Below are 25,393 nucleotides of genomic sequence, written 5' to 3'. Positions count from 1 at the left end.
CATGCGCGACTCCACCCTCCCAACGACAGACCCTACGGCAGGGATCCTGCAGCGACCGTACTTGTGGGTGACCATCGGCTCGTGTGCCCTCGTGTTCCTCGCGGCGTTCGAATCGCTCGCGGTGACCACCATCATGCCCGTCGTCAGCCGTGAACTCGACGGCGCCAGCCTGTATGCCCTTGCGTTCGCCGGTCCGCTGGCAACCGGCGTGATCGGCACGGTGGCGGCCGGAAACTGGTCGGACCGCCGCGGGCCAACCGTCCCGCTGTATGCCTCAGTTGCCCTGTTCGTGCTGGGCCTGATCATCGCGGGCACGGCCGTTTCCATGCCCATTCTGGTTGCCGGCCGCCTGGTGCAGGGGCTCGGTGGCGGTGCTCTGACTGTTGCGCTCTACGTGGTGGTGGCCCGCGTCTACCCGGCCGTCCTGCACCCCGGGATCTTCGCTGCCTTCTCCGCCGCCTGGGTGATCCCGTCCCTGGTTGGCCCGTTCGCGGCCGGCATCGTGGCGGAAGTCCTGAGCTGGCACTGGGTGTTCCTGGGCGTGGTAGGGCTGGTGGTTCCCGCTGTGGTGATGATCGTTCCGGTGCTCCGCGGCATTGACCGGCCCTCTGAGCAGGCCCCAGTCCCGCCCTGGGCGCTGGGTCGGCTCGCGTGGGCAGCGCTCGCCGCGCTCGCTGTACTGGGACTGAACCTCTCCGCCGGAGTCAGAATCGCGGGCTTCACCGCCGCGCCGGCACTCCTGGCTGCGGCCGCCGTCGCGATTGCCCTCGTAGCCGTACGTCCGCTGGTACCCCGCGGAACACTGCTCGCCCGCCGCGGCCTGCCCAGCGTGATCCTGACCCGCGGACTGGCGTCTGCCGCGTTTTTCGGCGCCGAAGTTTACTTGCCGTACCTGTTGATCGAGGAATACCAGTTCCCGCCGACGTTCGCCGGCCTGGCGCTCACGGGAGGCGCGTTGTCGTGGGCCGCCGCTGCCGCCATCCAGGGCCGCCTCGGCGCCCGGCTGCAGCACCGCGTGGCCGTGCGCATCGGCTCAGCGCTGGTGCTTGGGGCCATCCTCCTCACGTTGGCGACGTCGGCACTCCACTGGCCTGCCGCCGTCGCAATTTCCGGCTGGCTCTTCGCCGGCGGCGGCATGGGGTTGCTGTATCCGCGGCTCAGCGTGATGACGCTTGCCATGTCCAGTAAGGAAAACCAAGGCTTCAACAGCTCGGCAATGTCCATTTCGGACTCACTGGGCGGGGCGCTGGCGCTCGCCGCCACGGGCATCGTGTTCGCCGCGTTTACGACGACGGCGGAATCGTTCGCGGGGGTTTTCGCACTGACGGCAGTGGTGGCCGTCGCCGCGGTTGCGGTGGCGCCGCGGGTTTCGCGCTAACCCCGGAGTTTTTGTCCACATAATGCCGTCCAATGCCTGGCGAAGGCGCTTTATCTGGACAAAAACTCAAGCAAGCCGGGTGGCGCGGAGTACGGTGTCGCCGATGATGGCTTCCTCGCCGTCCGGACCTGACGCTGCCCGCTCTCGCGTGGTGTTGACCTCCAACTGCCAGTCCGGCGAGTCCAAGCTGAGCTCCGCCACGAGCTGCGCCGGGGTGTAGAACATCTCCGGCTTGGTGTGGTTTCCCCACGGCGGCAGGCGGTGCGGATGGTGGCCCACGATCAGCAGCGTGCCGCCCGGCTTGACCGCCGCAGCCGCCGTCCGCAGCGGACCCTGCCACGCCAGATGCGGGGAATGCAGGAACTGGGAGGACACCAGATCGAAGGTTGCCGCGGGCTGCCACTCCTCCAGATCACACTGTTTCCAGTGGATGCGGCTGGGAATTTCACCGGCTCCTTCGGCGTGCACACTTTCACGGTCCAGGGCTGCCTTTTCGTGGACCAGCGCCCTTTCCAGGGCGACGGCGGAAACGTCGACGGCGGTGACGGTCCAGCCCTGCTGGGCCAGCCAGATGGCGTCGGCCCCTTCGCCGCAGCCCAGGTCCAGGGCCTTGCCCGGCCTCAGTCCCGCGCCTTCGCGGACCAGTTGCGGGTTGGGTTTCCCGCTCCAGAATTTCGGCTTGCTCCGGTACCTTTCGTCCCACGCCTCGGCGGCACTGCGCTGCGGTTCATCCCCCAGCCGGGTGCCGCCGTCGTCCGTGGTGTGGTGGTGGTCCGCACCCTGTTCAGTCATGCCTCAAGCCTGCGCCTGCCGGGCTCTGAAGGCAACGACCGCAGCCTCTGAGCGACGTACTTGAAAGAGGCCCAGGCTCGGGGATGGTACGCTTATGGGACTTGATGTGCAGTGATGCCCGCTTGCTCCTTAAATCGGAGTCCCTTTATTTGGGAAGCGGGTTTTTTCATGTGAGAGGCACATCCTGCGTCGATGAACGCGTTCCATTTGGTCCCAGCCGCCGCCCTGAATTGGGCAGCAGCACGGTTGATCACCTGACTTTTCTTCGGCGAAACCCTTGAGCCAACCGGCATCGGGGGCCGATATCCGCATGGATACCGCCTGAAAGACCTTGAATATATGACTACTTTTGCTGCCCTCGGCACGCCCAAAGAACTTGCCGACACCCTCACAGCCCAGGGAATTGTTGAGCCGTTCCCCATCCAGGTCAAGACCCTCCCGGACACCCTGGCCGGACGCGACGTCCTGGGCCGCGGCCGCACCGGCTCCGGCAAGACCATCGCTTTCGCCATCCCGCTTGTAGCAAGACTCGCTGAGCGGGAAGCCAAGCACTTCCGCAAGCCCGGCCGCCCCATGGGCCTGGTCCTCGCACCGACCCGCGAGCTGGCCACCCAGATCAACGCCACCATCGAGCCGATGGCCAAGGCCATGGGCCTGACCACCACCGTGATCTACGGCGGCATCTCCCAGGCCCGCCAGGAAAAGGCACTGCGCGCCGGCGTCGACATCGTCATCGCCTGCCCGGGCCGCCTGGAGGACCTGATCCGCCAGCGCATCCTGACCCTCGAAGGCGTCGAGATCACCGTCCTGGACGAGGCCGACCACATGGCCGACCTCGGCTTCCTCCCGGTGGTCAAAAAGCTCATGGACATGACCCCCAGCCAGGGCCAGCGCCTGCTGTTCTCGGCGACCCTGGACAACGGCGTGGACAAGATCGTCCAGCGTTACCTGTCCAACCCGCTGACCCACGCGGTAGACGAGTCACAGGCCGCCGTGACCACCATGGAGCACCACGTCCTGGTGGTCAACGACCAGACCGTCAAGAAGCAGCTGATCTTCGAGCTCGCCTCCGGCGCCGGCCGCCGCGTCCTCTTCATGCGGACCAAGCACCACGCCCGCAAGCTGGCCAAAACCCTGACCGACGCCGGGATCCCCGCCGTCGATCTGCACGGCAACCTCTCGCAGAACGCCCGTGACCGCAACCTGGCCGAGTTTTCCTCCGGTGACGTCCGCGTCCTGGTAGCCACCGACGTCGCGGCCCGCGGCGTCCACGTGGACGACGTCGAACTGGTAATCCACGTGGATCCGCCCACAGAGCACAAGGCATACCTCCACCGCTCAGGCCGTACGGCCCGCGCAGGTTCGGATGGCACTGTTGTCACGCTGACCCTCCCGGAGCAGCAGTCCGACGTCAAGAAGCTGATGAAGGCTGCCGGCGTCGAGGTCAACTTCGAGCGCGTCACGGCCAACTCCCCGTTGGTTGCCGAACTCGTGGGCGAAATGGCAGACAAGATCGATCCGCGCACCCGTGCCGCTCTTCTCGCCAAGAAGTCTGCACAGCAGGGTGGCGGCACCTCCACGGGTGCCAACGCCGAGCGCAAGCGCGCCCGCCGCAGCCAGGAAGGGCCCACCGCCGGTGGCCGTGGCGGCCGTGGTGGACGTGGACGCGTCTCCGCTGAGCCGACGCGCTCCGATCTTCCCCGCGCCGAGCGCCGCGCTGTTGCCTATGAAGGCCGCACCGAGGCACGCGCAGCATTTGACCGTGTAGCTGAGCAGAACGAGGACCGCGCCATTGCGGCAGCTTCTGCTCGCCGCAACTCCCGCGGCCACGGGGCCACCGGCTCCACGCACCGCAACGACGTCCCCGCAGCAGGTGGCCGTGCAGCGGCTGGCCGCGGTTCTGGCGGCCGTGCAGATTCACGCGTTACCCGCAGCGATGCTCCCCGTGGCGGCACGGGCCGCCCGGCTGCCACCGGCGGACAGCGCGGCGGACGTCCGGCAACGGGCCAGCGCGCAGCCGGAGCCCGCACTGCGGGCGCCGGCGCAGGAGCCCGTACGGGTGGATCCGGTCAGCGCGCCGGAGCCTCCACGGGCAACGGCGGCAACGCGGGCAACGGCGGCAACAAGGCTGTCTGGTCCTCCAACACCGGCGGCACGTCCGGTGGCTCGTACGCCGGTAACGGTGGCGGCAGTGGCCGTCCGGCACGCAGCGGTCCTCGCCGCGCGTCGGCTCCGGCCTCGAACGAACGCCGCAGCCGCTAGTCAGCACTACCTCGGTTTCGCTCCCCGCTCAACCACCGGGCGGTTGGGGAGCGAAACCCTTACGTAGGCTCGATCGCCGTAAGCCCTACCAACCGCGGGCGCGCCACTCCCCGAGATGCGGGCGTTCCACGCCCAGGGTGGTGGGGCTGCCATGGCCCGGGTGCACCACTGTGTCGTCTGGGTAGGCCTCGAACAACCGCGCGTTGACGTCGTCCAGCAGGGACGTGAACCGCGCCGGATCTTTCTGGGTGTTGCCCACGCCGCCCGGAAACAACGAGTCGCCGCTGAAAATATGGGCAGGCCCGTCCGGGTCCTGGTACACAAAGGCGATGGATCCCGGGGTGTGGCCGCGCAGGTGCACGGCGGTGAGCTCGAAGCCGTCCACGGCGCAGGTATCCCCGTGCTCCAGGGACCGGTCCACGGGTACCGGCAGCGCCTCGGCGTCGTCCGTTCCAGCCGCTGTGGGTGCGCCCGTCGCTTCCACCAACGCCGGCAGTGCGCGGACATGGTCCCAGTGCTGGTGCGTGGTGGCGATGAGTGCCAGCTTGGGTTCAGCCGCAGTATCCGCGGCCGAGTCCGCCAGCATCGCCTGGATGGCCGGAAGATCGTCCGCCGCATCGATCAGCAGCTGTGCACCGCTGGCCTTCGCGGTCAGCAGATACACGTTGTTGTTCATCTCGCTTACGGAGATGCTGCGGATGGTGATGTGGCGTAGGTCGTGAATGAGCGTGTCCATGGGCTTCAGTCTATTCACGGCCGTGGTTATTCACGGCCCTGGGACACCCAGCTGGGGTCCGCCGAGCGGGAGCCGACGACGGCGTCCGCGGCCTGGTCCAGCGCCTCCAGTTGCGCCCGGGTCAGGTCCAGGGACAGGGCGCCCAGGTTCTCGTCAATCCGGTGCGTTTTGCGCGTGCCGGGGATGGGGACCACGGCCAGTCCCAGCCGTTTGCCCTGCTCCAACAGCCACGCCAGTGCAACCTGGGCGGGGGTAGCGGACAGCTCAGCTGCGACCGTCCGCACGGTGGCAACCACTCCCTGGTTGGCATCGGCGGCGTCCGCGGCGAAGCGCGGGATCCGGCGTCGGAAGTCGTTGGCTCCCAAAGTCGCAGCGTCAACTGTGCCGGTGAGGAATCCCCGGCCCAGTGGCGAATACGGCACAAAGCCCACGCCCAGGCCGGCCGCGGCCGGAACCACGTTGCGTTCCACGTCGCGGCTCCAGATCGACCATTCACTTTGGACCGCGGCGATGGGGTGCACGGAGTGGGCGTCGGCCAGCTCCTGCGCGGTCACCTCTGACAGGCCAAGGTGTTTGACCTTGCCTTGCTGCACCAGCCCCGCCATGGCCTCCACGGTTTCCACAATCGGAACGCGGAGGTCACGGCGGTGCATGTAGTAGAGGTCGATCACGTCCGTGCCAAGCCGCTTCAGGCTGGCGTCGACAGCCTGCCGGATGTAGGCGGCATCTCCCCGGATGTCCGTGTAGCCATCGGCAGGTGAGCCCACCAGTGAAAACTTGGTGGCGAGCTGCACTTCGCCCCGGCGCTCCTTGAGCAGCTGCGCGATGAGTTGCTCGTTGCTGCCTCCGCCGTAGATGTCCGCGGTGTCAATGAAGCTGACGCCGGCATCCACGGCATGATGCAGGGTTTTGAGGGCCTCGTGCGGGTCAACCTCGCCGTAGACCGGAGTCAGGGCCATGCCGCCGAAGCCGAGCGGGCTGACGTTGAGGCCGTCGCCGAGGTGTACCGATGGTGCAGTCATGAGCGCTCTCCATTCGTTGTGGACTCATGTGGTTTGCAGACACGTTTCCCAGCCAAGAACCCTGACCCTTGCCTCAGTATTCCTGGCCGGCGTCCTGGCCCCACGGGATGATCCGGTCGGCGCCCTGGCGCGTGGCCGCGATCATCACAGCGTTGGCCTCATCCGGGCCGGTCGCCCACGCTTCCGCCGCGGTTCGCTCCATTCCGAATACCACGTGCCGGTCCACCAGCCGGGCCAGCCGCAGCGGGGGCGGGGTGTCCATGAACCAGACTTCATCCAGCTGCGCCCGGACCTCCTTCCATTCGGGCGTTTCCGCCAGCAGGTAGTTTCCTTCGGTGATTACCAGCGGCACGGAAGCCTGGACAGCGATGGACGCAGCCACCGGTTCGTCCAATGCGCGACGGAACTCGGGCGCGTACACCACTGCCTCATCCCGGCGCGCGAGCCGCTGTAACAGCGCGAGGTAGCCGCCGACGTCGAATGTGTCGATTGCTCCTTTGCGCTGCCGTAGCGGAGTGCCGTCGATGATCGCGTTGCCCAGATGAAAGCCATCCATCGGCACCACCACGGCGAGCTCCGGGCCGAACTCCCGCTGTAGTCGGGCCGCGAACGTGGACTTGCCGGAGCCGGGCGCGCCCGTGATGCCCAAAAGAATCCGCCGGCCGCCGTCGAGTCTGTGCCTCAGGGCGGCGAGTGCCTGCCGTACTTCAGGGGAGTCCATGGCAAAAGCCTAAACCGGCCGCCGGCTCTCCCCCGGCTTCCCGCGCACCGACTGGACGGCAGCAGGTGAAGCCGGCAGCGACTTCAATCCCGCCGCGCAGCCCACAATCCCGGCGATGAACAGCACTTTCAGGATGCTGAAGGGTTCGACGCCGGTGGCCATCGCCCAGCCCACCGTCAGGGCCGCCCCGATCCCCACCCAAACGGCGTAGGCGGTGCCGAGCGGGATGCTGCGGATGGCCAGGCCGAGGCCGATCATGCTGAGGGTGGCCGTGACGGCGAAGACCAAGGTGGGCAGCAGGTGGGTGAATCCATCGGAATTGCCCAGGGCGGTGGCCCAGACGGCTTCCAGTACGGCGGAGGCGAGGAGCATCAGCCAGGCGGCGGAACGCTTTGTCATTACGCCACGACCTTGAGGCCAACCACGCACGCGGCGATGCCGGTGAGCAGCAGGAGGCGGGCCGTCGTCGGGGGTTCAGCCTTGGTGATGATCGCGTAGGCGGAGGTCAGCACCACGCCCACGCCTACCCATACCGCGTAGGCGGTGCCGGTGGGGATGGACTGCATGGCGAGGGCGAGGCCGGCCATGCTGGCGAGGACGGAGACCAGGAAGAGGAGGGCGGGTGCGAGCCGGCGCCGGCCGGAGGCCTGGAAGGTCCGGTGCAGGGCTGCGGCCCAGACGGCTTCCAGCGCTCCGGAAAGAATGAGAATTAACCACGACATGACAGATCCTTTGGCCAGTCTTGTCGCGTGCCGGGTACTGAACCGTCGTCCGGAGGCCCTGTGCGGAGCCTTGATTCCAGCTTAGCAAGGCCCTACGGCGGGTGCCGGGTTGGTGGCCAACCTCACCGCCGGGCGGGGCAGAACTTTAGAGAGCGCCGCCGGCAGCTTCCGGGGCGGAGGAGTCGCGGCCCGCGTTGCCAACGGTTTCGCGGGCGATGAAGTTCTCGATGTCGAAAAAGTTGTCCGCGCGCTCGGCGATGTTCAGAAGGGTGGTCATAGAGGCGACCTCTTCCACCTGCTCCTTGAGGAACCAGAGCATGAACTGCTCGCCCAGGGCGTCGTCCTCGGTGCGGGCAGCACGGAAGAGCGCCTCGATCGAGGCCGTCACTTCCTTCTCCTGCTCCAGCGCCAGGGCCAGCGGCTCGGTCACGGAGGAGAAGTCGTTGCGCACGGTGGGGACGCCCGGGATGGTGAACTCAATGTCGCGGTCAAGCATGTACTGCACCATCATCATGGCGTGGTTCCGCTCCTCCACCGACTGCCGGTAGAAGTAGCGGGCCAGCTGCGGGAGGTCCTGGTTGGCGAACCAGGTGGCCACGGCAATGTACTGCTGCGAGGCCGCGAACTCGTTGCCGATCTGGGTGGACAGAAGAGCATTGAAGGGTGTGGTGGTCATAGCCCCGAGTCTAGGAGCGCCGCGCGCCACTGACCAGTGTGGAAAGGCTCAGATAACGAAGGCGAGGCTAGCCTGCAGCGCTGGATCAGGCAGTCGCGCGGTCGATCGAAACCACTGCCAGGAAACCGCGACCCAGGATTTCGGGGGTCCCGGTATCGGAGCCGACGACGGCGTCATACCGGTTGAGTGCCTCGGGCTCCATGGGTGCCGGGGCGGCTTCGTCGCCGTCGGCTTCCGCGGCGACCGCAGCTTCTGCACTGACGCTGAGGTTGCCGGCGCTGGCGGTGGCCTGGCCCTGCAGCAGCACACCTAGCTGGCCCTCAAATACCGGGTGCGCGCGCTTCTTGGAGAGCTCGATGATGGATGTGAAGCCTTTGAACGAACCCGTCCGGGTGATGACGTTCAGGTCGCGGATGTCCCCGGTGGGCAGGGCTCCGTGCGCGGCAGCTTCGCCGGAGAACCTGAAGGGCCGGTACTTTTCCAGCGGGTGTTCGTCGCCGTCCACGGTGAGAAGGAGGAGTTCGCCGTCGATCACGGTCAGCACGCGTTCCATGCCCGGGAACGCCGAGAAATCCCCGGCCTTGCTGACGTCGGCGATGCTGACGCGCCAGTCCCAGGCGCCGTCCTGCGCCGAGTCGGCCTTCGGGTGGCTGGCAAGCTCCCGGGTCACCCCGCCGCCGTTGCGCCACGGTTCGGACCTGAGTTCTGCGAAGCGGATGATCTCCATCGGACCAGCCTAGTTTGTTGACGGCCCCCATCGGCGCACGCACCAATCCCTGCTAGTGTCCTCCGGGGGACTACGCGAAGACAGCCTGAAGGAGCCCGGAATGTTCGTCAAAGTGTGTGGCCTCAGTACGCCCGAATCCGTCCGTGAAGCCGTGCAGGCCGGTGCGGACGCCGTCGGGTTTGTCCTCACCGCGAGCCCGCGGGTGGTCTCGCCGTCGCAGGTTTCCGCGCTGCTGGCCGACGTGCCGGAAGGGGTACTTGCCGTCGGCGTTTTCCGGCATGAACCTGTCGCCGATGCCCTTGCCATCGCACGAGCCGCCGGACTCGAGTGGGTCCAACTCCATGCAGACCTCACTCCGGAAGACGTCGCCACAGTGCACGACGCCGGCATGAAGCTGATCAGGGCCGTCACCATGGCAGCCACAGCGGACGCGTTCGCCGACTGGGGCGAGGAACTCCTGTTGATTGACGCCGCCGTCCCCGGGTCCGGACAGGCCTGGGACTACGCCTCCATGGTGGACGTGACGGCGCTCCAGGACCGCAAGTGGCTTTTGGCCGGCGGACTGAACCCGGATACCGTGGCGCACGCCACCGCCGCCTCAGGCGCGTGGGGCGTGGACGTTTCCTCCGGCGTCGAGGTTTCCCGCGGAGTGAAGGACCTGGAGAAAATCCGAGCCTTTGTGAAGGCCGCCAAGGGCTGAGGCACAGGGCACAATGGACAGATGAAGACTCTGCTCAACATCATCTGGCTGGTATTCGGCGGACTTTGGCTTGCCCTGGGCTACTTCCTGGCGGGCATCATTTGCTGCCTGCTGATCGTCACCATTCCGTGGGGCATCGCGTCGTTCCGGATTGCGGCATACACGCTCTGGCCGTTCGGGCGCATGGTGGTGGACAAACCGGGCGGAACGGGTGTGTTCTCGCTCCTGGGGAATGTCATCTGGCTGGTGGTGGCCGGCATCTGGATCGCGATCGGCCACGTGGTTACGGCCTTTGCCATGGCGGTCACCATTATCGGCATCCCGCTGGCCATCGCCAACCTCAAGCTCATCCCTGTGTGCCTCATGCCGTTGGGAAAGCAGATCGTGCCCACCAACAGGCCGTTCGTGACCGGCTACCGCTGACCTCGACAAAATGTTGGCGGAGGAGGATGGTAATAACTGCGTCCCGCCTCCGCGATTTCGCCATTAATACGCGAAAGTGATGGCGCCGGGATCAATATTGAAACCCGCCGCGCACCATCTGGGGGTGCATTTCCGGCGCGAGGACTGGTTCCCTGCGCCGAGCAACAGTGACCAGTTTGGGAGTTCTCCCGGCTGGGGTGAACCGGTCACAGTGACCTATCGGCCAGCTATGGCCGAACACGGTTCAAAAAGAGAGCAATGCGATGAAACATATTCAGGGCATTCACACCAGATTCCGCAAACTACCGTTAATCCTTGCAGCCGCCGTTGCCCTTGCTGTGCCAGCGGCCGCCGTCGGGCCTGCCGGCGCATCCACCTGGACCCCCCGCTCCTGGACGGTGCAAGTCGGTTCCGAGTCCAGCGACCACGAAATCCAAGGCATGGCTTTCCTGCCCTCGGACATTGTTGTCAATGAGGGCGACACCATCAACTGGCAGGCGAACGCCGCCGAGATCCACACGGTGACGTTCCTGGCTCAGGACCAATCGCTTGAGTCCACGCAGCCATTCGATCCGTCCAATTCCGCTGAATTGTTTCCTCAGGGTCCGCGTCCGGATCCCCACAGCTACGACGGGACCTCCTATTACAACTCGGGTCTTTTGTCCAACGTTGCGGTCCCCGGTTTTCCTGTCGCGACAAGCTACACCCTGACGTTCCCTCAGGAAGGCGACTTCACGTACTGGTGCCTGGTTCACGGCATGGCGATGAAGGGGACTGTTCACGTCCAGGAAGAAGGATCGGCATACCCCCATACCCAGGCGGACTACGATAAATCGTCAAGGGCGCAGGAGCGTTCCATCCTCCGGGACGGACGCCAACTGGACGCCTCCTTGGCCAGGCAGGCCAGTAACCACCTGGTGCTGGCAGGCGGCGACGACGGTATTGCGATGGTCATGCGCTTCGTCCGGCCGAAGGTGACAGTGCACGTGGGAGATGAAGTGGTGTTCAGCAACACCGGAATGGGTGCACCGCACACGGTCACGTTCGGCACTGAACCGGCGAACATTTTTGTCCTTTCAGGCACTCCAGGTGATTTCAGCGGCGGCGATCTCAACTCGGGAATCATGCCCCCGGCACCTGCCCCGGGCTCGACTTTCACGGTCAAGTTCACCAAGGCTGGCACCTACAAATACATCTGCGCACTGCATGACTTCATGGGCATGGTGGGTCAGGTCAGAGTCGTAGATTGAGGCGGTGCCCATCAGGCCAGTTCGCCCTGCAGGTTCCGGAGGGCCGCATCAAGCCATAGTTCCCGTGCGCGCTCGCTGTGGAAGAGCGGGTCCAGGCCCAGCAGGTGACGTACGACGGCGGCGCGGCCGGCTGCGAAGTCGGCGTCGCCGATGTGCGCGTAGTCTTCCCGGACGGCGGCCACATACCGGGCGTAGGGCTCAGGTTCGCCGCCGAGGACTGACAGGTCCGCGTCGCAGAGGAGGGCGCCGTCGTCGTCCCCTGGTTCCGGGCGGTGGTCCGACGTCAGCCGCACTAGCCGCGCCACCTCGTCGATCTCGGACGGAGGGAGCCCCGCATCCGCGAGGCGCTCCTCGGCGAGCCGGGCCGATTCCTCCTCGTCCTGGCCGGCGACTCCGCGGTAGACGGCATCGTGGAACCAGGCTGCGAGCAGCACTGTCCGCGGCGGATCGGCAAGGTGGGCCAGCAGGTCCAAGGCCTCCAGAACTGCCAGCAGGTGCGTGCAGCCGTGATACCGGCGATGGTCCTCGCTCCAGCGGTCCAGCAGGTCCAAGAAGAGGGCATCGTGGCCGGGCATGATGGCTTCCCAGCGGTTCAGCAGCGGCACCTTGAGGGACTTGTTGCGCTGCCGGGCCGGGATGCGCAGCCCGCTGGCGATGAGTTTGCGGACAAGGATCCGGGCCTCAACCGGGACGGCGCCCGCGGCGACGAGGTCGTCGAACCGGCGCTCGGCGACGTCGTAGTGGTCGCCGTCGAACGCCCGGTCCGCTATGCCCGCTGCAGCGGCGAAGGCGTGCAGCTCAGCCAGTGAGGTGTCCGAGATCAGGTGCGAAAAATGCGTGCCGTGGGCCGGCCACAGCGGCGGATCCAGGTAAATCGCCATGGAGGAAGTCTAGTGCGGCGCTCCGCGGAACCGGTCAGGAGCCGGCCGGCAGGATGTTCTGGTTTCCCTGGAAGATGTTCTGGGGATCGACGTCCCGCTTGACCAGGGCCAGCCGCGCGTAGTTCCCGTTGCCGAACGCGGCACGGGTGCGCTCCTGGCCTTCGTTGCCGATGAAATTGAGCCACACCCCGCCCGTGGCATAGGGCGCAATCTTGCCGCGGAAGTCCTTCACCCAGGCCTTGGCCAGCTGGCCTTCCTCGGGTGTTGGCGAGATGCCGTAGGGATGGCTTACCCAGGCCGCGTTCCGGTTGATCAGGGGCGTGGCTGCCCCGCGTTCCCGCCGACGGCGCCGCCCCACCGGGCGATGAGCTGCTGGGACGTGGCGTCGGGGAGGTTGCGGGCCGACTCAACAAGAGGTCTAGAGCTGCATCGGGAAGTTCGTCGTGGTAGTCGGCGCTCCAGTAGTTGTAATGGTCCGGCGGATCATCCAGGGAGGACTGGAATTCGGCGTACGGGGTGTCGGCCACGAGGTCCACTGCAGGCCCGAGCTCGCGGAACGGCCGCGCGTGCTCGAAGCCCTCCTCGGGCTCACCCGCGTAGACGTAGCCAATGGCGACGGCCATTTTTTCCCACCAGATGCTCAGGCACAAACGGCTCCGGCGGAGCGGTCATGTACAACAGCCCCAATCCGACGCCATCGGGTGCTGCGAGGGCCAGGTCCCGGTACGCGAGGGAGACGTCCATGACCTCTTCGCCGGGCCACAGCCATATCCCTGCGTGGACCACCGGGCCGAGCCGGTGTGCCTGGAACGTGAAAGATGTGGGAACTCCGAAATTGCCGCCTCCGCCATGGAGGGCCCAGAAGAGTTCGGGGTTTTCCCGGGCGCTGGCGGTGACGCGCTCGCCGTCGGCCGTCACCAGGTCCACGGAGACAAGACTGTCGCACGCGAACCCGAAGGAGCGCTCCAGCCACCCGGATCCGCCGCCCAGGGTGAAGCCGGCGACGCCGGTGGTGGAGGCCCGCCCGCCGGTGACGGCCAGGGCGTGCTCCTGGGTGGCGCGGTCGAACTCGCCCCAAGTGGCGCCCGCCCCGGCTGTGACGATGCCGGATTCCGGGTCCACGTCGATTGACTTCATGGGCCGGACATCGATTACCAGACCGTCGTTGTTCATGGACATTCCGGCCACTGAGTGGCCGCCGGCACGGACGGCAATGGCGAGGGAGTGTTCCCGTCCGTAGCGTAGGACTTCGGCCCGGCACCTTCCATAGGCAGCCCTAGTGAACCCTCGAGCGGGAGCGAAACCGGCGTAGGCTTCATATTCTGATTCACGGCGAAAATTACTAAGGAAACCCGCAAATGCGGACTAAGATCATGAAATGCCCACTATTCGCGTATCCGAAGCAGCCCGGTTCCTCGGCGTCAGTGACGACACTGTCCGGCGCTGGACAGAGAACGGCAGCCTCACCCCGGTGAAGGACGACGCCGGCCGGCTGGCCGTCGACGGACTGGAACTGGCAAGGCATGCCCAGAAGCTTGCGCAGCTTCCCGAGGACCCGCACCGTTCAGGAAGTTCGGCCCGCAACAGGTTTGTTGGCCTGGTCACGGGGATCACTGCGGACAAAGTCATGGCACAGGTGGAACTCCAGTGCGGGCCGTTCCGGGTGGTTTCGCTGATGAGCAGCGAAGCCGTCCGCGACCTGGGCCTGGAACTGGGCTCCGTGGCTACCGCGGTGGTCAAGGCAACAACAGTCATCATCGAAACCCCGCATGGAAAGAGCATCATTTGAGCACCCGCACACACGCCAGAACCGTCGTCATCACGGCCGCCCTCATGCTGGGCCTGGCCGCGTGCGCACCCGCTTCCACGACGCCCACGGCCTCGCAGCCCGCCGCCCCGCAGTCCCTGGGCGCCACCGGCCAGGTGTCCGGGACGATCACCGTCTTCGCGGCCGCGTCGCTCAAGGCCACGTTCACCCAGCTGGCCAGCGACTTCGAGGCGAAGAACCCCGGCACCAAGATCGTGTTGAGCTTCGCCGGCTCCTCGGACCTGGTCACCCAGATCACCCAGGGCGCACCGGCCGATGTTTTTGCCTCCGCCGACACCAAGAACATGACCAAACTGGCCGATGCCAAGCTCCTGGACGGGGCCGCGAAGAACTTCGCCACCAACGTCCTGGAGATCGCCGTCCCGCCGTCCAATCCGGCGTTGATCGCGTCCTTCGCCGACCTCGCCAGGCCGGGCGTCAAGGTGGTTGTTTGTGCCAGCCAGGTTCCGTGCGGGGCCGCAGCGGATACCGTGGAAAAGGCCGCGGGCGTGACCCTCGCTCCGGTCAGCGAGGAGTCATCGGTGACAGACGTCCTGGGCAAGGTCACCTCGGGCGAGGCCGACGCCGGGCTGGTCTACGTCACCGACGTCAAAGGCGCCGGCGACAAGGTTATGGGAATCCCGTTCGACGAATCCGGCAAGGCTGTCAATACCTATCCCATCGCCACAGTAGGCTCGAGCCGGAACAAGGAACTGGCGGCAGCCTTCATCGCCATGGTGACCGGCGCCGACGGGCAGAAAACCCTCACCACGGCCGGCTTCGGGCCCCGTAAGTAAACCGCCCACAAGGAGACCATGAAACAGGCCAGGAACAGCGGGTACGGCGGTGTGCCGCGCTGGATTTACGTCCTCGCGGCCGCCGGCGGCCTGTTCGTGGTGCTGCCGCTGGCGGCCATGGTGGCCAAAGTCAACTGGGCCCAGTTCATCCCGCTGATCACGTCGGAAGCCTCGCTGCAGGCCCTTGGGCTGAGCCTGCGCACATCCGCGGCCAGCACCGTCCTGTGCATCGTCCTGGGCATTCCGCTCGCCCTGGTCCTGGCCCGCGGCAGCTTCCCCGGCCAGCGCTTCCTCCGCTCATTGGTCCTGCTCCCGCTGGTCCTTCCGCCGGTGGTGGGCGGCATTGCGCTGCTTTACACCTTCGGGCGGCAGGGGCTGCTGGGCCGGACGTTGGAAGTGGCAGGCCTGCAGATCGCTTTTTCGACGACGGCGGTCATCCTGGCCCAGACGTTTGTGGCACTGCCGTTCCTGGTGGTCAGCCTCGAAGGTGCCTTGCGGACCGCCGGGAACCGGTACGAGGCGGTGGCCGCGACGCTCGGCGCCGGCCCCACCACGGTGCTCCGCAGGGTCACCCTCCCGCTCGTGTTGCCGGGACTCGCGTCCGGCGCGGTGCTGTCCTTCGCCCGCAGCCTGGGCGAATTCGGTGCCACTCTCACGTTCGCCGGCAGCCTGCAGGGGGTGACCCGGACCCTGCCGTTGGAAATCTACCTGCAGCGGGAAACGGACGCCGATGCCGCCGTCGCGCTTTCCCTGGTCCTCGTAGCCGTGGCGGTGGCCGTGGTGGCACTCGCGTACCGCAGCCCCCGCGCCGCTCAATGGGCGTCCGCACCCAGCGGCGCACGTACGACGACGGCGGCCGCGGCGGGCGGTGCGGTCCGGTGACGTTCTCGGTTCAGGCCGCCGTGGCTGGCCGCGGGTTCGACGTCTCCCTCGAGCTGGGCGCGGCCGAAACGGTGGCCGTTATGGGGGCCAACGGCGCGGGCAAATCCACGCTGCTGAACGTCATCGCGGGCCTGCTCTACCCGGACTCGGGCTCTGCCGAACTGGACGGCAGGACCCTGTTTAACCTCAACGCCGGCCGCGGCCGGTGGACGGCTCCCCACCGGCGCGGCACGGCCCTCCTGGCCCAGGAACCGCTGCTGTTCCCGCACCTGAGCGTGCTGGAGAACGTGGCCTTTGGGCCCCGGAGTGCGGGGGCTTCAAAGCAGGCCGCCCGGGAGACCGCCCTGAGGTGGCTCGGGGAGGTCGAGGCGACGGACCTGCAGGCGCGGCGCCCGGCCGAGCTCTCCGGCGGCCAGGCGCAGCGCGTTGCCGTGGCCCGGGCGCTTGCCGCGGACCCCGGGCTCCTGCTCCTGGATGAACCGATGGCGGCCCTTGATATCCACGCCGCGCCGCTTCTGCGGCGCCTGCTTAAACGCGTGCTGGCTGGCCGCCGCGCCATCATTATCACGCATGACGTCCTCGATGCCCTGATGCTGGCCGACCGTGTGGTCATCCTCGAAGACGGGCGCATCAGCGAGGAAGGCCCAACCCGCGAAGTCCTCCAGCGCCCGCGCAGCCGGTTCGCGGCCGGGCTTGCCGGGCTCAACTTTGTGGCCGGCCACATCACCGAACACGGTCTCCAGGCTGGCGGCCTCAACCTCTATGGACACCACGACTCAGCCGCCCCGCTCCCCACCGGGCAGCCGGGCGTGGCTGTTTTCCCGCCGTCGGCCGTTTCCGTTTTCCCCAGCGAGGCGCATGGCAGTCCGCGGAACTCCTTTGCCGTGACCATCACCGACCTGGAGCCGCACGGGGACGGGATCCGGCTCCGCGCCGGGGAGGCCGGGCAGCTGAGCGCGGACATCACCCCGGCGGCGTCTGTCGATCTCGGGTTGGCACCGGGCATGCAGGTGTACTTCGTGATCAAGGCGGGCGCCGTCGCCATCTACCCGGGCTGAAGGGGCGGGAATCCACGCGGGTACTTGCGCTGCTGGCGGGCCTGGGCAACTGCGGGAGGGTGCCGGGAATCGATCTCCTGCCGGTGGCGGGCAGCTCTGGACAGGGAGTTCGCCGTCGGCAAACATGGGGCGTAGAGGGCACATCCTCAAAGTTGAGCGTAGTAGACTCAACTTAGCGCACATGCGTATACCCGGAAGGAGCTCTCTTTGGACGTCAAATTCACCACCAAGAGCCAGGAGGCTCTTTCGGCAGCAGCCATGAACGCCTCCACGGCAGGAAATCCCCAGGTGGAACCCGCCCACCTGCTCAAAGCCCTGATGGATCAGAGGGAGGGCGTCGCCGTCGCGCTTCTCCGGGCTACGGGCGCAGACCCGGATGCTGTCAGCGTGCAGGCGAGCGGCGCCATCAAGGCGCTGCCGGCAACTTCGGGCGGCTCCACGCAGCAGGCCCAGCTGTCCCGGCCCGCGCTGCAGGCCATCCAGAACGCCAAAAACGAGGCCGACAGGCTGGGCGATACCTATGTCTCCACCGAAGTGCTGCTGCTGGGGCTCTCTGCCGGGAGTGACGCCGTCGGGCGGTTAATGCGCGACGCCGGCGCCTCCCATGAAGCGCTGCTCGCCGCCCTGCCGGGTGTCCGCGGCGACCGTAAGGTCACCACCCCGGACCCGGAAAACACGTTCCAGTCGCTGGAACGGTTCGGCACGGACCTCACCGCGATGGCGCGTGCGGGCAAGCTGGACCCGGTGATCGGGCGCGACACCGAGATCCGGCGCATCATCCAGGTGCTGAGCCGCCGCACCAAAAACAACCCCGTCATCATCGGTGAGCCCGGCGTGGGCAAGACCGCCGTCGTCGAAGGGCTCGCCCAGCGGATCGTAGCGGGCGATGTCCCGGAAAGTCTGCGGGGCAAGACGCTGATTGCCCTGGACCTCGCCTCCATGGTGGCCGGGGCGAAGTACCGCGGCGAGTTCGAGGAGCGCCTCAAGGCCGTGCTGGAGGAGATCAAGAATTCGGACGGCCAGATTGTCACCTTCATCGACGAGATTCACACGGTGGTGGGTGCTGGTGCCACGGGGGAGTCCTCGATGGATGCGGGCAACATGCTCAAGCCCATGCTGGCCCGCGGGGAGCTGCGGCTGATCGGCGCCACCACGCTGGATGAGTACCGCGAGAACATCGAGAAGGACCCGGCCCTGGAGCGCCGGTTCCAGCAGGTGTACGTGGGCGAGCCCAGTGTGGAAGACACCATCGGTATTCTCCGCGGCCTCAAGGAGCGCTACGAGGCTCACCACAAGGTCACCATCGCAGACTCCGCGCTGGTGGCCGCCGCCACCCTGTCCAACCGCTACATTTCCGGCCGTCAGCTGCCGGACAAGGCCATTGACCTGGTGGACGAGGCCGCCTCGCGGCTGCGGATGGAGATCGACTCCGCGCCGGAGGAGATCGATCAACTGCGCCGTGCCGTGGACCGGCTCACCATGGAGGAACTGGCGCTCGCGAACGAGAAGGATGCGGCGTCCGTGGAGCGCCTGGCGGCTCTCCGCGCGGACAAAGCGGACAAGAGTGAAGAGCTGGACGCGCTGAATGCCCGCTGGGCAGCCGAAAGGGCCGGACTCAACCGTGTGGGCGACCTGAAGGCGAAGCTCGATGAGCTCCGCTCCACCTACGACAAGGCCGCGCGCGAAGGCGATCTGGAGACTGCGTCGCGGATCCTGTACGGCGAGATTCCGGAGGTGGAGCGGGAGCTGAACGCGGCCGCCGCGGCCGAAGAAGCCGTGACGGAAAAGCCTGCCCAGATGGTGGCTGACGGGGTCACCGCCGACGACATCGCTGAGGTCATTTCCGCGTGGACCGGCATTCCTGCCGGGCGCATGCTGCAGGGCGAGAGCCAGAAGCTGCTCCACATGGAGCAGGAGCTGGGTAAGCGCCTGATCGGCCAGTCCAAGGCTGTGGCCGCGGTCTCGGATGCCGTCCGCCGTGCGCGGGCCGGTATCAGCGATCCCAATCGTCCCACGGGTTCGTTCCTGTTCCTGGGGCCCACGGGCGTGGGCAAGACCGAGCTGGCCAAGGCACTCGCGGATTTCCTGTTCGACGACGAACGCGCCATGGTGCGGATCGACATGTCCGAGTACGGCGAGAAGCACTCGGTGGCGCGGCTGGTGGGCGCCCCTCCGGGGTACGTCGGCTATGAGGAGGGCGGCCAGCTGACCGAGGCCGTCCGCCGTCGTCCGTACTCCGTTGTCCTGCTGGATGAGGTGGAAAAGGCACATCCGGAGGTCTTTGACATCCTCTTGCAGGTGCTCGACGACGGCCGCCTCACTGATGGCCAGGGCCGTACCGTGGACTTCCGCAACGCCATCCTGGTGCTGACGTCCAACCTTGGCAGCCAGTTCCTGGTGGACCAGTCTCTGGATGCACAGGCCAAGCGCGCCGCGGTCATGACCACGGTCAACGCGTCCTTCAAGCCCGAGTTTCTGAACCGGCTGGACGAGATTGTGCTGTTTGAAGCCCTGACCGTAGAGGAGCTGGCAGAGATCGTGGAACTGCAGGTGGCAGAGCTCGGCAGGCGTCTGTACGAGCGCCGCCTGACCCTCGAGGTGACCGACGGCGCCCGGGCCTGGCTGGCCATGTCCGGCTTCGACTCCGCGTACGGTGCCCGGCCGCTGCGCCGGCTCGTCCAGCGCGAGATCGGCGACCGACTGGCCAGGGCCATCCTGTCCGGCGACATCACGGACGGTGACACCGTGCTCGTGGACACCGCGGCCGACGTCGACGAACTCACCGTCGAAGGGCTGGAGTCGCTCGCAGGGCCCGACGGCGGTGCTCCCGCCGGCTCAGGACTGGTGGTGCGGAGGAAGGAATAGGGCTCCGGCTCACTGTTTCAGCCTGGCGCTCGTCCTGGGTAAACCGACCAGGACGGCACCCCTGACGTTTGCCAGGACAGCCTCTGAGCCCTGCCGGGCCAATACCGGGAGGGGACGCGGGCCTGGTGGAGGAGTACCCTGTGATATATCCGTCCGGCACGGACGGATTGCTTCGGGTATAGGGGATGAAAAAACGTGGCTGCTGATCCAGCGTCGACTCCGTCAACCGGGCCGCGCCCCGCCTCGGGTCCGGTACCTGCGCCTTCCAAGCCAAAACGTTCTCCCCGGAAACCATCTCAGGACAGGGCCGGGGAAGCGGATGTGACACGGGCCGGGATGATCTGGGTTGCGGTCAGCGCAGGGCTGGTCCTTTTGGTGTTGCTGATCATCTTCATTCTGCAGAACCAGGATCGCGTGACCGTGCGTTATCTTGGGGTTGCCGGCGAGCTTTCTCTGGGTATGGCGCTGTTCATCGCGGCAGTGGCGGGCGGAATTCTCGTCGCAATCGCCGGAGCAACCCGGATCCTCCAGCTGAGAAGCCAACGGCGCCACGCGCCCGGCCGGCCGCCAGCTACGCCGGGACATGAGGCAGCAGGCCGGCCCGAATCTAAACCCGGTCTTTGACGCCGAAAACGACGACCATTCCCACAATTTTAGGGCAGCACGCTGGCGTTGATGACGTTTCCGCCGTCGGCGGTGACGTAGCAGTCCACGCGCCGGTCTCCCGATTCCCAGCTGGTGCTACTGGGGTAGGCCCGCTGGAAGTTCAACGTGTACTCGTTGGCTGCTGGCGCCAGCCTGGCTGCCTGGCAGGCTTCCAGGGCCTTGGCCGCGAGGGCCTCCCGGCCAGGATAGGAGCCGACGGCGGGGTAGCGGAAGACGGCGACGAGCTGGGCAGAGTGGCCGGTATCGCAGGCCACTACCGTTGACCGCAACGCCGCGGGCTCAAAATCCTTGAAACAGTCGCCCAGACGGTAGTCCGGCGGCCCCACACCCTCACGGGGGAGCCGGAGCGGGGTGGCAAGCGGAGTGGGCAGGATTTCCACGATCCCGGAGCCGCCGTCGCCAGACGTCTCGGGCGCCCCGGAATCCAGCCAGACTGCGAGCCACACCAGGCCCCCAGCCACGCCGAGCAGAACCGCCACAAAGAGAGCCTTCAGGAATGTTGACGCGCCCCGCCGGCGCTTCTGGGGTGAGGGCTCCGTTGCAGGTGCCGCGACCGCCTCCTGCGGCAACTCCGCGGTGGGCGGAGCGCCGGGTTTGGGCGGGACGGAACGTAATTCCTGGTTGTCCATCCGGATACCCCTCCTGTGTTTCGCCTCGGGATGCCGCACACACCGTGAACCGGATCGGCATCTGATGAAGAGACTCTATCCAACAAAAAAGCCGGGAACGCTGCGCATCGCGGCCGTAAGGGTACCCGACATGTCGTCCACGCGCATGGGGAAGGCAGCACCGGGCGCGGAAAGCATGTAATCTAGGTGTTACGACAAATTGACCAAACATTCCGGGGCCTCACCGATAGCCAAGGTGACCACCTCCGGTCCGAGTACAAAAGGGGGTCACGCCATGGGGCGCGGCCGTCAAAAGGCAAAAGCTACCAAGCAGGCTCGGGATATTAAGTACTATTCCCCGAACACTGACTATTCGGCCCTTCAGCGTGAGCTCAAAGGTCCTGATGGTCGTGCCACGAGCCATTTCGCGAATGACCCGGTTGAACCGGACTATTCGGCTTATGTGGATAAGTACGCGGATGATTTGGAAGAAGACGACGACGAGGTAGACACCCGTCGGATCGGCTAGCTGCCGCACGCCGGTCCCGCCGCAAGGCGCCCGGCCGCGACACTGCAGTACGTTCGGACGCCGCATTTGTTCGTGAGTACAGCACTTCTTTTCAGCACCCGGATCCAGGCGGACCCGCGGTGCTGGCCTCAGTTATCAGGCCCGTTGCCTGCGCCGAAACCCGGTGCCGGGGGCGGGCTTTTTGGTGTTGACTGGAGGCGTTGATGCGCTGTGCCGCCCGCGAAAGGACCTCCCATGTCAGGAAACCCCTCATCCCCCGGCTACCGCCACGGTGAACCGTGCTGGGCTGATGTCCAGACCCGGGACGTGGAAGCAGCCAAGGCCTTCTACGCGGCGGTGTTCGGATGGACCTTCAAGGACCTGCCCACGCCCGATGGCCGCAACTACGCCCAGGCGTTTGTGGGGGAGGACCTCGTGGCCGTGGTGGCGCCGCAGAACCCGCACCAGGAATCACTCGATACGCACGCTCAATGGAACATCTACTTCGCGGCCGAGGATGCAGGTGCGCTGGTTGAAGAAGTCCCGCACGCGGGGGGTGCAGTGCAGTTCGGCCCCGAGGCTGTGGCGGACACCGGCGTGATGGTGTTTGTGGATCCTCCCGGCGGCGGGACCACCGGCGTGTGGCAGCCCGGGACGCATACGGGCTCCGGCCGGTACAACGAGGCCGGTGCGCTGTCCTGGACGGAACTGCTGACGCCGGAACCGCGGGCCGCCGTCGGGTTCTTCCAGCAGCTGTTCGGCCACGAGGTGACCGAGTATCCCCAGGACGACGGCGGCACGTACAGCACGCTGATGGTGAACGGTGCGGAGGTGGCCGGTATCGTCGCGGCCGAGGCGCCTGCCAGGTGGCAGATTTACTTCAGCGTCACCGACGTGGCCGATGCCGTGCGGAAGGCCGTGGCGGCGGGGGCGGAAGTCCTGATCGCACCGGAGCCGGATGACGACGATACGCCCGGAGCTACGGCCACCCTCAAGGACCCGCAGGGCGGGGTGTTCAGCCTGCTCGAGGTTTAGGCGTACGCGTTGACCAACCGGACGGCGCCGCCGTCCACGCCCTTGGCGCCCTGGACGTAGTCCGGACCGGTCTTGAGGATGGAATCCGAGTCCGCGGTGACGGTGCCCATGATCCAGGACGGCACGCCGCGGTCGTTGAGGCGGGCCACGGCGGCGTCGGCAGCTTCGGCGGACACGATGGCCACCATGCCCACGCCGAGGTTCAGGGTGCGCTCCAGGTCGGCCAGCGGCACGTTGCCCAGCTCGGAGACCAGCTTGAAGATGGCTGGCAGCTCCCAGGTGGCGCGGTCCACGGTTGCCACGAGGCCCTGCGGCAGGACGCGGGCCAGGTTGGCGGCCAGGCCACCGCCGGTGACGTGGCTGAAGCCGTGCACGGCGTTGGCGCTGTTCACCGGGAAGGCGCGGGCCAGGTCCAGGCAGTCTGCAGCGTAGACGCGGGTGGGCTCCAACAGTTCCTCGCCCAGCGTGCGGCCAAGTTCGGAGACCTGGCGGTCCAGTGCCCAGCCGGCGTGGTTGATGACGCGGCGGACCAGGGAGTAGCCGTTGGAGTGCAGGCCGGAGGAGGCCATGCCGATCACAACATCGCCGGCGCGGACGCGGTCCGGGCCCAACAGGTCGGAAGCCTCAACAACGCCGGTGGCGGCACCGGCAACATCGTATTCGTGCTCGCCCAGCAGGCCGGGGTGCTCGGCTGTTTCGCCGCCCACCAGGGCGGTACCGGCGACGGAGCAGGCCGCGGCGATGCCACGGACAATGTCCGCGATGCGCTCCGGGACAACCTTGCCGCAGGCGATGTAGTCGGTCATAAAGAGCGGCTCGGCGCCCACCACAACGATGTCGTCAACCACCATGCCCACCAGGTCAAAACCGATGGTGTCGTGGATGTCCATGGCCTGGGCGATGGCAACCTTGGTGCCCACGCCGTCGGTGGACGTGGCCAGCAGCGGGCGCTTGTAAGTCAGCAGGCGCGAGACGTCGTACAGGCCGGCGAAGCCGCCCACACCGCCGATCACGGACGAATTGTGGGTGGCCTTCACGGCACCCTTCATCAGTTCCACGGCGCGGTCGCCGGCTTCAACGTCAACACCGGCGGAGGCGTAGGTGATGCCTGCAGGGATCAGCGGGCTGTTGCCGGCGGCGGGGGTTGCGGAAGTCATACGGACTCTTTCTTGTCAGCGCCGGGGGTGGTGGCTACGTGGTGGATCGCGGGCACGTGGTCTTCTTCGGTGAGCAGGTTCTCGAACTCGGCGTCCGGTCCCGGATCGCAGCCGGTGGCGCCGGCCTTCTCCGCCGGGGCCTCCTCGTCGTCAATCGAGGAGACCGTCAGTGCGGCCGTTGCGCCGGGGAGGGCAGAGGGCGACGGCGTGAGGCCGCCGAGGTCCGTGCGCTCCAGCAGGTTCTTGCCCAGTTTGTCCGCGCCCGGAAGCGTGATGGGGTACTGGCCGGTGAAGCAGGCGGTGCATAGGCGTTCCCGCGGCTGCATGGTCGCGTTGATCATGCCGTCTTCGGAGATGTACGCGAGGGAATCGGCGCCGATGGCCTGGGAGATTTCCTCGATGGTGGCGCCGTTGGCAATCAGCTCGGCCCGGGAGGCGAAGTCGATGCCGTAGAAGCACGGCCATTTGACCGGCGGGGAGGAAATCTTGATGTGGACGGACGCGGCGCCGGCCTCGCGGAGCATCCGGACGATGGCGCGCTGGGTGTTGCCGCGGACGATCGAGTCATCCACCACAACTACACGCTTGCCGCGGATCACGGACTCGAGGGCGTTCAGCTTTAGCCGGATGCCCAGCTGGCGCAGGGTCTGCGAGGGCTGGATGAACGTGCGGCCCACGTAGGAGTTCTTGACGAAGCCGTGCGCGAAGGGAATGCCTGATTCCTCGGCGTAACCCACGGCGGCTGGGGTACCGGACTCGGGAACCGGGATGACGATGTCTGCGTCCTGGGTGTTTTCGCGGGCCAGCTGGCGGCCCATCTCAACACGGGACTCGTACACGGAGCGTCCCGCGATGGCGGCGTCCGGACGGGCGAGGTAGACGTATTCGAAAACGCAGCCGGCCGGCGTCGCCTCCGCGAAGCGCTTGGAACGCACGCCGTCCTCGTCGATGGCGATGAATTCGCCCGGCTCGATTTCGCGGATGAAGCTGGCGCCCACGGTGGCCAGGGCGGACTGCTCGGATGCGACTACCCAGCCGCGCTCCAGCCGGCCCAGGACCAGCGGGCGGATGCCGTAGGTGTCGCGTGCCGCGTAGAGGGTGCCTTCGTCCATAAACACGAAGCAGAAGCCGCCCTTGATCTTCGGCAGCAGCTCCATGGCCGTCTGTTCGAGGGTCTTGCCCGGTTCGCCTTCGAGGAGTGCTGTGACCAGGGCAGTGTCCGAGGTGTTGCCCTGCTTCATTTCGCCGCTGAGCTGGCCGCCGTTGCGTTCCAGGATCATGGCGTTGAGTTCGGCCGTGTTGGTCAGGTTGCCGTTGTGCGCCAGGGCAACCGTGCCGGTGCTGGTGGCGCCGAGGGTGGGCTGGGCGTTGGCCCAATGGCTGGCTCCGGTGGTGGAGTAGCGGCAGTGTCCCACCGCCAGGTGCCCGGTCAGGGTGTTCAGCGTGGTCTCGTCGAAGACCTGGGAAACTAGCCCCATGTCCTTGTAGACGTTGATCCGCTTGCCGTCACTGGTAGCTATACCAGCCGACTCCTGACCGCGGTGCTGCAATGCATACAGCCCGTAATAGGTGAGTTTTGCTACTTCTTCACCTGGCGCCCAGACCCCGAAAACGCCACAAGCGTCCTGAGGTCCCTTTTCGCCAGGGAGAAGATCATGAGAAAGTTTTCCATCGCCGCGTGCCACTGGTCGATTATCTCATGAGATGAGGTAAGACTTTT

Annotated in this window: 27 protein-coding genes and 1 riboswitch; of the genes, 13 read left to right on the top strand and 14 right to left on the bottom strand. The window is 66.6% G+C overall.

What is annotated here, in order from left to right; all coding sequences use genetic code 11:
• Position 1: 1 nt before the first annotated feature.
• Positions 2–1,378, top strand: a complete 1,377-nt coding sequence (locus ACQCS0_RS19030) for an MFS transporter (RefSeq protein WP_426938935.1) — start codon at positions 2–4, stop codon at positions 1,376–1,378.
• 66 nt (positions 1,379–1,444) lie between these two features.
• On the opposite strand, the gene ACQCS0_RS19025 is transcribed toward ACQCS0_RS19030, so the two are convergent.
• Positions 1,445–2,170 (bottom strand): SAM-dependent methyltransferase, encoded by a 726-nt coding sequence (locus ACQCS0_RS19025; protein ID WP_426938934.1) that lies wholly within the window; start codon positions 2,168–2,170, stop codon positions 1,445–1,447.
• A 339-nt stretch (positions 2,171–2,509) separates the two neighbouring features.
• On the opposite strand from ACQCS0_RS19025, the gene ACQCS0_RS19020 reads away from it, so the two are divergent.
• Positions 2,510–4,432: a DEAD/DEAH box helicase gene (locus tag ACQCS0_RS19020; RefSeq protein WP_426938933.1), complete on the top strand. Its 1,923-nt coding sequence runs from the start codon at positions 2,510–2,512 to the stop codon at positions 4,430–4,432.
• A gap of 85 nt (positions 4,433–4,517) precedes the next feature.
• Here the strand turns inward: ACQCS0_RS19020 and ACQCS0_RS19015 are convergent, their stop codons facing one another.
• The 7 genes from ACQCS0_RS19015 to ACQCS0_RS18985 all read right to left on the bottom strand — a co-directional run bounded on the left by ACQCS0_RS19015 (position 4,518) and on the right by ACQCS0_RS18985 (position 9,036).
• Positions 4,518–5,168 carry an MBL fold metallo-hydrolase gene (locus tag ACQCS0_RS19015; protein ID WP_354155097.1) on the bottom strand — a complete coding sequence of 217 codons (651 nt, stop codon included), beginning with the start codon at positions 5,166–5,168 and terminating at the stop codon, positions 4,518–4,520.
• 26 nt (positions 5,169–5,194) lie between these two features.
• Positions 5,195–6,190 (bottom strand): aldo/keto reductase, encoded by a 996-nt coding sequence (locus tag ACQCS0_RS19010; protein WP_354155096.1) that lies wholly within the window; start codon positions 6,188–6,190, stop codon positions 5,195–5,197.
• Between the two features lie 73 nt (positions 6,191–6,263).
• Positions 6,264–6,911: a nucleoside/nucleotide kinase family protein gene (locus tag ACQCS0_RS19005; RefSeq protein ID WP_354155095.1), complete on the bottom strand. Its 648-nt coding sequence runs from the start codon at positions 6,909–6,911 to the stop codon at positions 6,264–6,266.
• Positions 6,912–6,920: 9 nt separating this feature from the next.
• On the bottom strand, positions 6,921–7,310 hold the full coding sequence (locus ACQCS0_RS19000) for a multidrug efflux SMR transporter (RefSeq protein WP_354155094.1): 390 nt from the start codon (positions 7,308–7,310) through the stop codon (positions 6,921–6,923).
• Entirely contained in the window at positions 7,310–7,633 is a 324-nt protein-coding gene (locus ACQCS0_RS18995; RefSeq protein WP_354155093.1) for an SMR family transporter, read from the bottom strand. The genes ACQCS0_RS19000 and ACQCS0_RS18995 overlap by 1 nt, the downstream gene beginning before the upstream one ends.
• A 9-nt stretch (positions 7,634–7,642) precedes the next feature.
• A riboswitch (guanidine-III (ykkC-III) riboswitch) is annotated at positions 7,643–7,707 on the bottom strand.
• Positions 7,708–7,778: 71 nt separating this feature from the next.
• Complete coding sequence (locus ACQCS0_RS18990; protein ID WP_354155092.1) at positions 7,779–8,309, bottom strand: ferritin; 531 nt, start codon at positions 8,307–8,309, stop codon at positions 7,779–7,781.
• An 85-nt stretch (positions 8,310–8,394) separates the two neighbouring features.
• Positions 8,395–9,036, bottom strand: a complete 642-nt coding sequence (locus tag ACQCS0_RS18985; RefSeq protein ID WP_426938932.1) for a HutD/Ves family protein — start codon at positions 9,034–9,036, stop codon at positions 8,395–8,397.
• Between the two features lie 100 nt (positions 9,037–9,136).
• Between ACQCS0_RS18985 and ACQCS0_RS18980 the strand changes: the two genes are divergently transcribed.
• The 3 genes from ACQCS0_RS18980 to ACQCS0_RS18970 all read left to right on the top strand — a co-directional run bounded on the left by ACQCS0_RS18980 (position 9,137) and on the right by ACQCS0_RS18970 (position 11,409).
• Complete coding sequence (locus tag ACQCS0_RS18980) at positions 9,137–9,736, top strand: phosphoribosylanthranilate isomerase (RefSeq protein ID WP_354155090.1); 600 nt, start codon at positions 9,137–9,139, stop codon at positions 9,734–9,736.
• Positions 9,737–9,757: 21 nt separating this feature from the next.
• Positions 9,758–10,159 carry a YccF domain-containing protein gene (locus ACQCS0_RS18975; RefSeq protein WP_354155089.1) on the top strand — a complete coding sequence of 134 codons (402 nt, stop codon included), beginning with the start codon at positions 9,758–9,760 and terminating at the stop codon, positions 10,157–10,159.
• A 263-nt stretch (positions 10,160–10,422) separates the two neighbouring features.
• Positions 10,423–11,409 carry a plastocyanin/azurin family copper-binding protein gene (locus tag ACQCS0_RS18970; protein WP_354155088.1) on the top strand — a complete coding sequence of 329 codons (987 nt, stop codon included), beginning with the start codon at positions 10,423–10,425 and terminating at the stop codon, positions 11,407–11,409.
• A gap of 11 nt (positions 11,410–11,420) precedes the next feature.
• Here the strand turns inward: ACQCS0_RS18970 and ACQCS0_RS18965 are convergent, their stop codons facing one another.
• From ACQCS0_RS18965 to ACQCS0_RS18955, 3 genes are all read right to left on the bottom strand, one after another.
• Complete coding sequence (locus tag ACQCS0_RS18965; protein ID WP_426938931.1) at positions 11,421–12,290, bottom strand: DUF4031 domain-containing protein; 870 nt, start codon at positions 12,288–12,290, stop codon at positions 11,421–11,423.
• Between the two features lie 34 nt (positions 12,291–12,324).
• A complete protein-coding gene (locus ACQCS0_RS18960; RefSeq protein ID WP_354155086.1) occupies positions 12,325–12,648 on the bottom strand; it encodes a BBE domain-containing protein in 324 nt (107 codons plus the stop codon).
• A gap of 230 nt (positions 12,649–12,878) precedes the next feature.
• Positions 12,879–13,505, bottom strand: a complete 627-nt coding sequence (locus tag ACQCS0_RS18955) for an FAD-binding oxidoreductase (protein WP_354224491.1) — start codon at positions 13,503–13,505, stop codon at positions 12,879–12,881.
• Between the two features lie 163 nt (positions 13,506–13,668).
• Between ACQCS0_RS18955 and ACQCS0_RS18950 the strand changes: the two genes are divergently transcribed.
• The 6 genes from ACQCS0_RS18950 (at position 13,669) to ACQCS0_RS18925 (ending at position 20,323) form a co-directional block, all read left to right on the top strand.
• On the top strand, positions 13,669–14,079 hold the full coding sequence (locus tag ACQCS0_RS18950) for a TOBE domain-containing protein (RefSeq protein ID WP_056341185.1): 411 nt from the start codon (positions 13,669–13,671) through the stop codon (positions 14,077–14,079).
• 44 nt (positions 14,080–14,123) lie between these two features.
• Positions 14,124–14,894, top strand: a complete 771-nt coding sequence (gene modA, locus ACQCS0_RS18945) for a molybdate ABC transporter substrate-binding protein (protein ID WP_354155183.1) — start codon at positions 14,124–14,126, stop codon at positions 14,892–14,894.
• An 18-nt stretch (positions 14,895–14,912) separates the two neighbouring features.
• Positions 14,913–15,776 carry an ABC transporter permease gene (locus ACQCS0_RS18940; RefSeq protein ID WP_354155085.1) on the top strand — a complete coding sequence of 288 codons (864 nt, stop codon included), beginning with the start codon at positions 14,913–14,915 and terminating at the stop codon, positions 15,774–15,776.
• Positions 15,773–16,834: an ABC transporter ATP-binding protein gene (locus ACQCS0_RS18935; RefSeq protein WP_354155182.1), complete on the top strand. Its 1,062-nt coding sequence runs from the start codon at positions 15,773–15,775 to the stop codon at positions 16,832–16,834. Before ACQCS0_RS18940 ends, ACQCS0_RS18935 begins: the two co-directional genes overlap by 4 nt.
• Before the next feature lie 207 nt (positions 16,835–17,041).
• On the top strand, positions 17,042–19,699 hold the full coding sequence (gene clpB / locus ACQCS0_RS18930) for an ATP-dependent chaperone ClpB (RefSeq protein WP_426938930.1): 2,658 nt from the start codon (positions 17,042–17,044) through the stop codon (positions 19,697–19,699).
• A gap of 375 nt (positions 19,700–20,074) precedes the next feature.
• Positions 20,075–20,323 carry a LapA family protein gene (locus ACQCS0_RS18925; protein WP_426939963.1) on the top strand — a complete coding sequence of 83 codons (249 nt, stop codon included), beginning with the start codon at positions 20,075–20,077 and terminating at the stop codon, positions 20,321–20,323.
• A 29-nt stretch (positions 20,324–20,352) separates the two neighbouring features.
• On the opposite strand, the gene ACQCS0_RS18920 is transcribed toward ACQCS0_RS18925, so the two are convergent.
• A complete protein-coding gene (locus tag ACQCS0_RS18920) occupies positions 20,353–20,994 on the bottom strand; it encodes a septum formation family protein (RefSeq protein WP_426938928.1) in 642 nt (213 codons plus the stop codon).
• 274 nt (positions 20,995–21,268) lie between these two features.
• On the opposite strand from ACQCS0_RS18920, the gene ACQCS0_RS18915 reads away from it, so the two are divergent.
• Positions 21,269–21,502: a DUF3073 domain-containing protein gene (locus tag ACQCS0_RS18915; protein WP_185263854.1), complete on the top strand. Its 234-nt coding sequence runs from the start codon at positions 21,269–21,271 to the stop codon at positions 21,500–21,502.
• Between the two features lie 234 nt (positions 21,503–21,736).
• The gene (locus tag ACQCS0_RS18910; protein WP_426939962.1) at positions 21,737–22,516 is read left to right on the top strand and encodes a VOC family protein; all 780 of its coding nucleotides are present in this window, start codon (positions 21,737–21,739) and stop codon (positions 22,514–22,516) included.
• Here ACQCS0_RS18910 and purM read toward each other — a convergent pair.
• Both purM and purF read right to left on the bottom strand, forming a co-directional pair.
• Positions 22,513–23,673, bottom strand: coding sequence for a phosphoribosylformylglycinamidine cyclo-ligase (purM, locus tag ACQCS0_RS18905; RefSeq protein WP_354155080.1), 1,161 nt, complete (start codon positions 23,671–23,673; stop codon positions 22,513–22,515). The two genes, ACQCS0_RS18910 and purM, sit on opposite strands and share 4 nt — an antisense overlap.
• On the bottom strand, positions 23,670–25,358 hold the full coding sequence (gene purF, locus ACQCS0_RS18900) for an amidophosphoribosyltransferase (protein ID WP_354155079.1): 1,689 nt from the start codon (positions 25,356–25,358) through the stop codon (positions 23,670–23,672). The genes purM and purF overlap by 4 nt, the downstream gene beginning before the upstream one ends.
• Positions 25,359–25,393 lie beyond the last annotated feature (35 nt).

It is taken from the genome of Pseudarthrobacter sp. S6, from assembly GCF_050156575.1.
Classification (GTDB): domain Bacteria; phylum Actinomycetota; class Actinomycetes; order Actinomycetales; family Micrococcaceae; genus Arthrobacter.
This window is presented reverse-complemented; position numbering and strand designations above follow the sequence as displayed.

Bases quoted from the DNA above. Each gene is read 5' to 3' on its own strand.
- ACQCS0_RS18915 (WP_185263854.1), top strand. From the start codon at position 21,269: ATGGGGCGCGGCCGTCAAAAGGCAAAAGCTACCAAGCAGGCTCGGGAT.
- ACQCS0_RS18965 (WP_426938931.1), bottom strand. From the start codon at position 12,290: ATGGCGATTTACCTGGATCCGCCGCTGTGGCCGGCCCACGGCACGCAT.
- ACQCS0_RS19015 (WP_354155097.1), bottom strand. From the start codon at position 5,168: ATGGACACGCTCATTCACGACCTACGCCACATCACCATCCGCAGCATC.
- ACQCS0_RS18970 (WP_354155088.1), top strand. From the start codon at position 10,423: ATGAAACATATTCAGGGCATTCACACCAGATTCCGCAAACTACCGTTA.
- ACQCS0_RS18995 (WP_354155093.1), bottom strand. From the start codon at position 7,633: ATGTCGTGGTTAATTCTCATTCTTTCCGGAGCGCTGGAAGCCGTCTGG.
- ACQCS0_RS18940 (WP_354155085.1), top strand. From the start codon at position 14,913: ATGAAACAGGCCAGGAACAGCGGGTACGGCGGTGTGCCGCGCTGGATT.
- modA (WP_354155183.1), top strand. From the start codon at position 14,124: ATGCTGGGCCTGGCCGCGTGCGCACCCGCTTCCACGACGCCCACGGCC.
- ACQCS0_RS18985 (WP_426938932.1), bottom strand. From the start codon at position 9,036: ATGGAGATCATCCGCTTCGCAGAACTCAGGTCCGAACCGTGGCGCAAC.
- ACQCS0_RS19030 (WP_426938935.1), top strand. From the start codon at position 2: ATGCGCGACTCCACCCTCCCAACGACAGACCCTACGGCAGGGATCCTG.
- ACQCS0_RS18910 (WP_426939962.1), top strand. From the start codon at position 21,737: ATGTCAGGAAACCCCTCATCCCCCGGCTACCGCCACGGTGAACCGTGC.
- ACQCS0_RS18975 (WP_354155089.1), top strand. From the start codon at position 9,758: ATGAAGACTCTGCTCAACATCATCTGGCTGGTATTCGGCGGACTTTGG.
- ACQCS0_RS19005 (WP_354155095.1), bottom strand. From the start codon at position 6,911: ATGGACTCCCCTGAAGTACGGCAGGCACTCGCCGCCCTGAGGCACAGA.
- ACQCS0_RS18920 (WP_426938928.1), bottom strand. From the start codon at position 20,994: ATGGACAACCAGGAATTACGTTCCGTCCCGCCCAAACCCGGCGCTCCG.
- ACQCS0_RS18980 (WP_354155090.1), top strand. From the start codon at position 9,137: ATGTTCGTCAAAGTGTGTGGCCTCAGTACGCCCGAATCCGTCCGTGAA.
- ACQCS0_RS19010 (WP_354155096.1), bottom strand. From the start codon at position 6,190: ATGACTGCACCATCGGTACACCTCGGCGACGGCCTCAACGTCAGCCCG.
- ACQCS0_RS18990 (WP_354155092.1), bottom strand. From the start codon at position 8,309: ATGACCACCACACCCTTCAATGCTCTTCTGTCCACCCAGATCGGCAAC.
- ACQCS0_RS19020 (WP_426938933.1), top strand. From the start codon at position 2,510: ATGACTACTTTTGCTGCCCTCGGCACGCCCAAAGAACTTGCCGACACC.
- ACQCS0_RS19025 (WP_426938934.1), bottom strand. From the start codon at position 2,170: ATGACTGAACAGGGTGCGGACCACCACCACACCACGGACGACGGCGGC.
- purM (WP_354155080.1), bottom strand. From the start codon at position 23,673: ATGACTTCCGCAACCCCCGCCGCCGGCAACAGCCCGCTGATCCCTGCA.
- ACQCS0_RS18950 (WP_056341185.1), top strand. From the start codon at position 13,669: ATGCCCACTATTCGCGTATCCGAAGCAGCCCGGTTCCTCGGCGTCAGT.
- ACQCS0_RS19000 (WP_354155094.1), bottom strand. From the start codon at position 7,310: ATGACAAAGCGTTCCGCCGCCTGGCTGATGCTCCTCGCCTCCGCCGTA.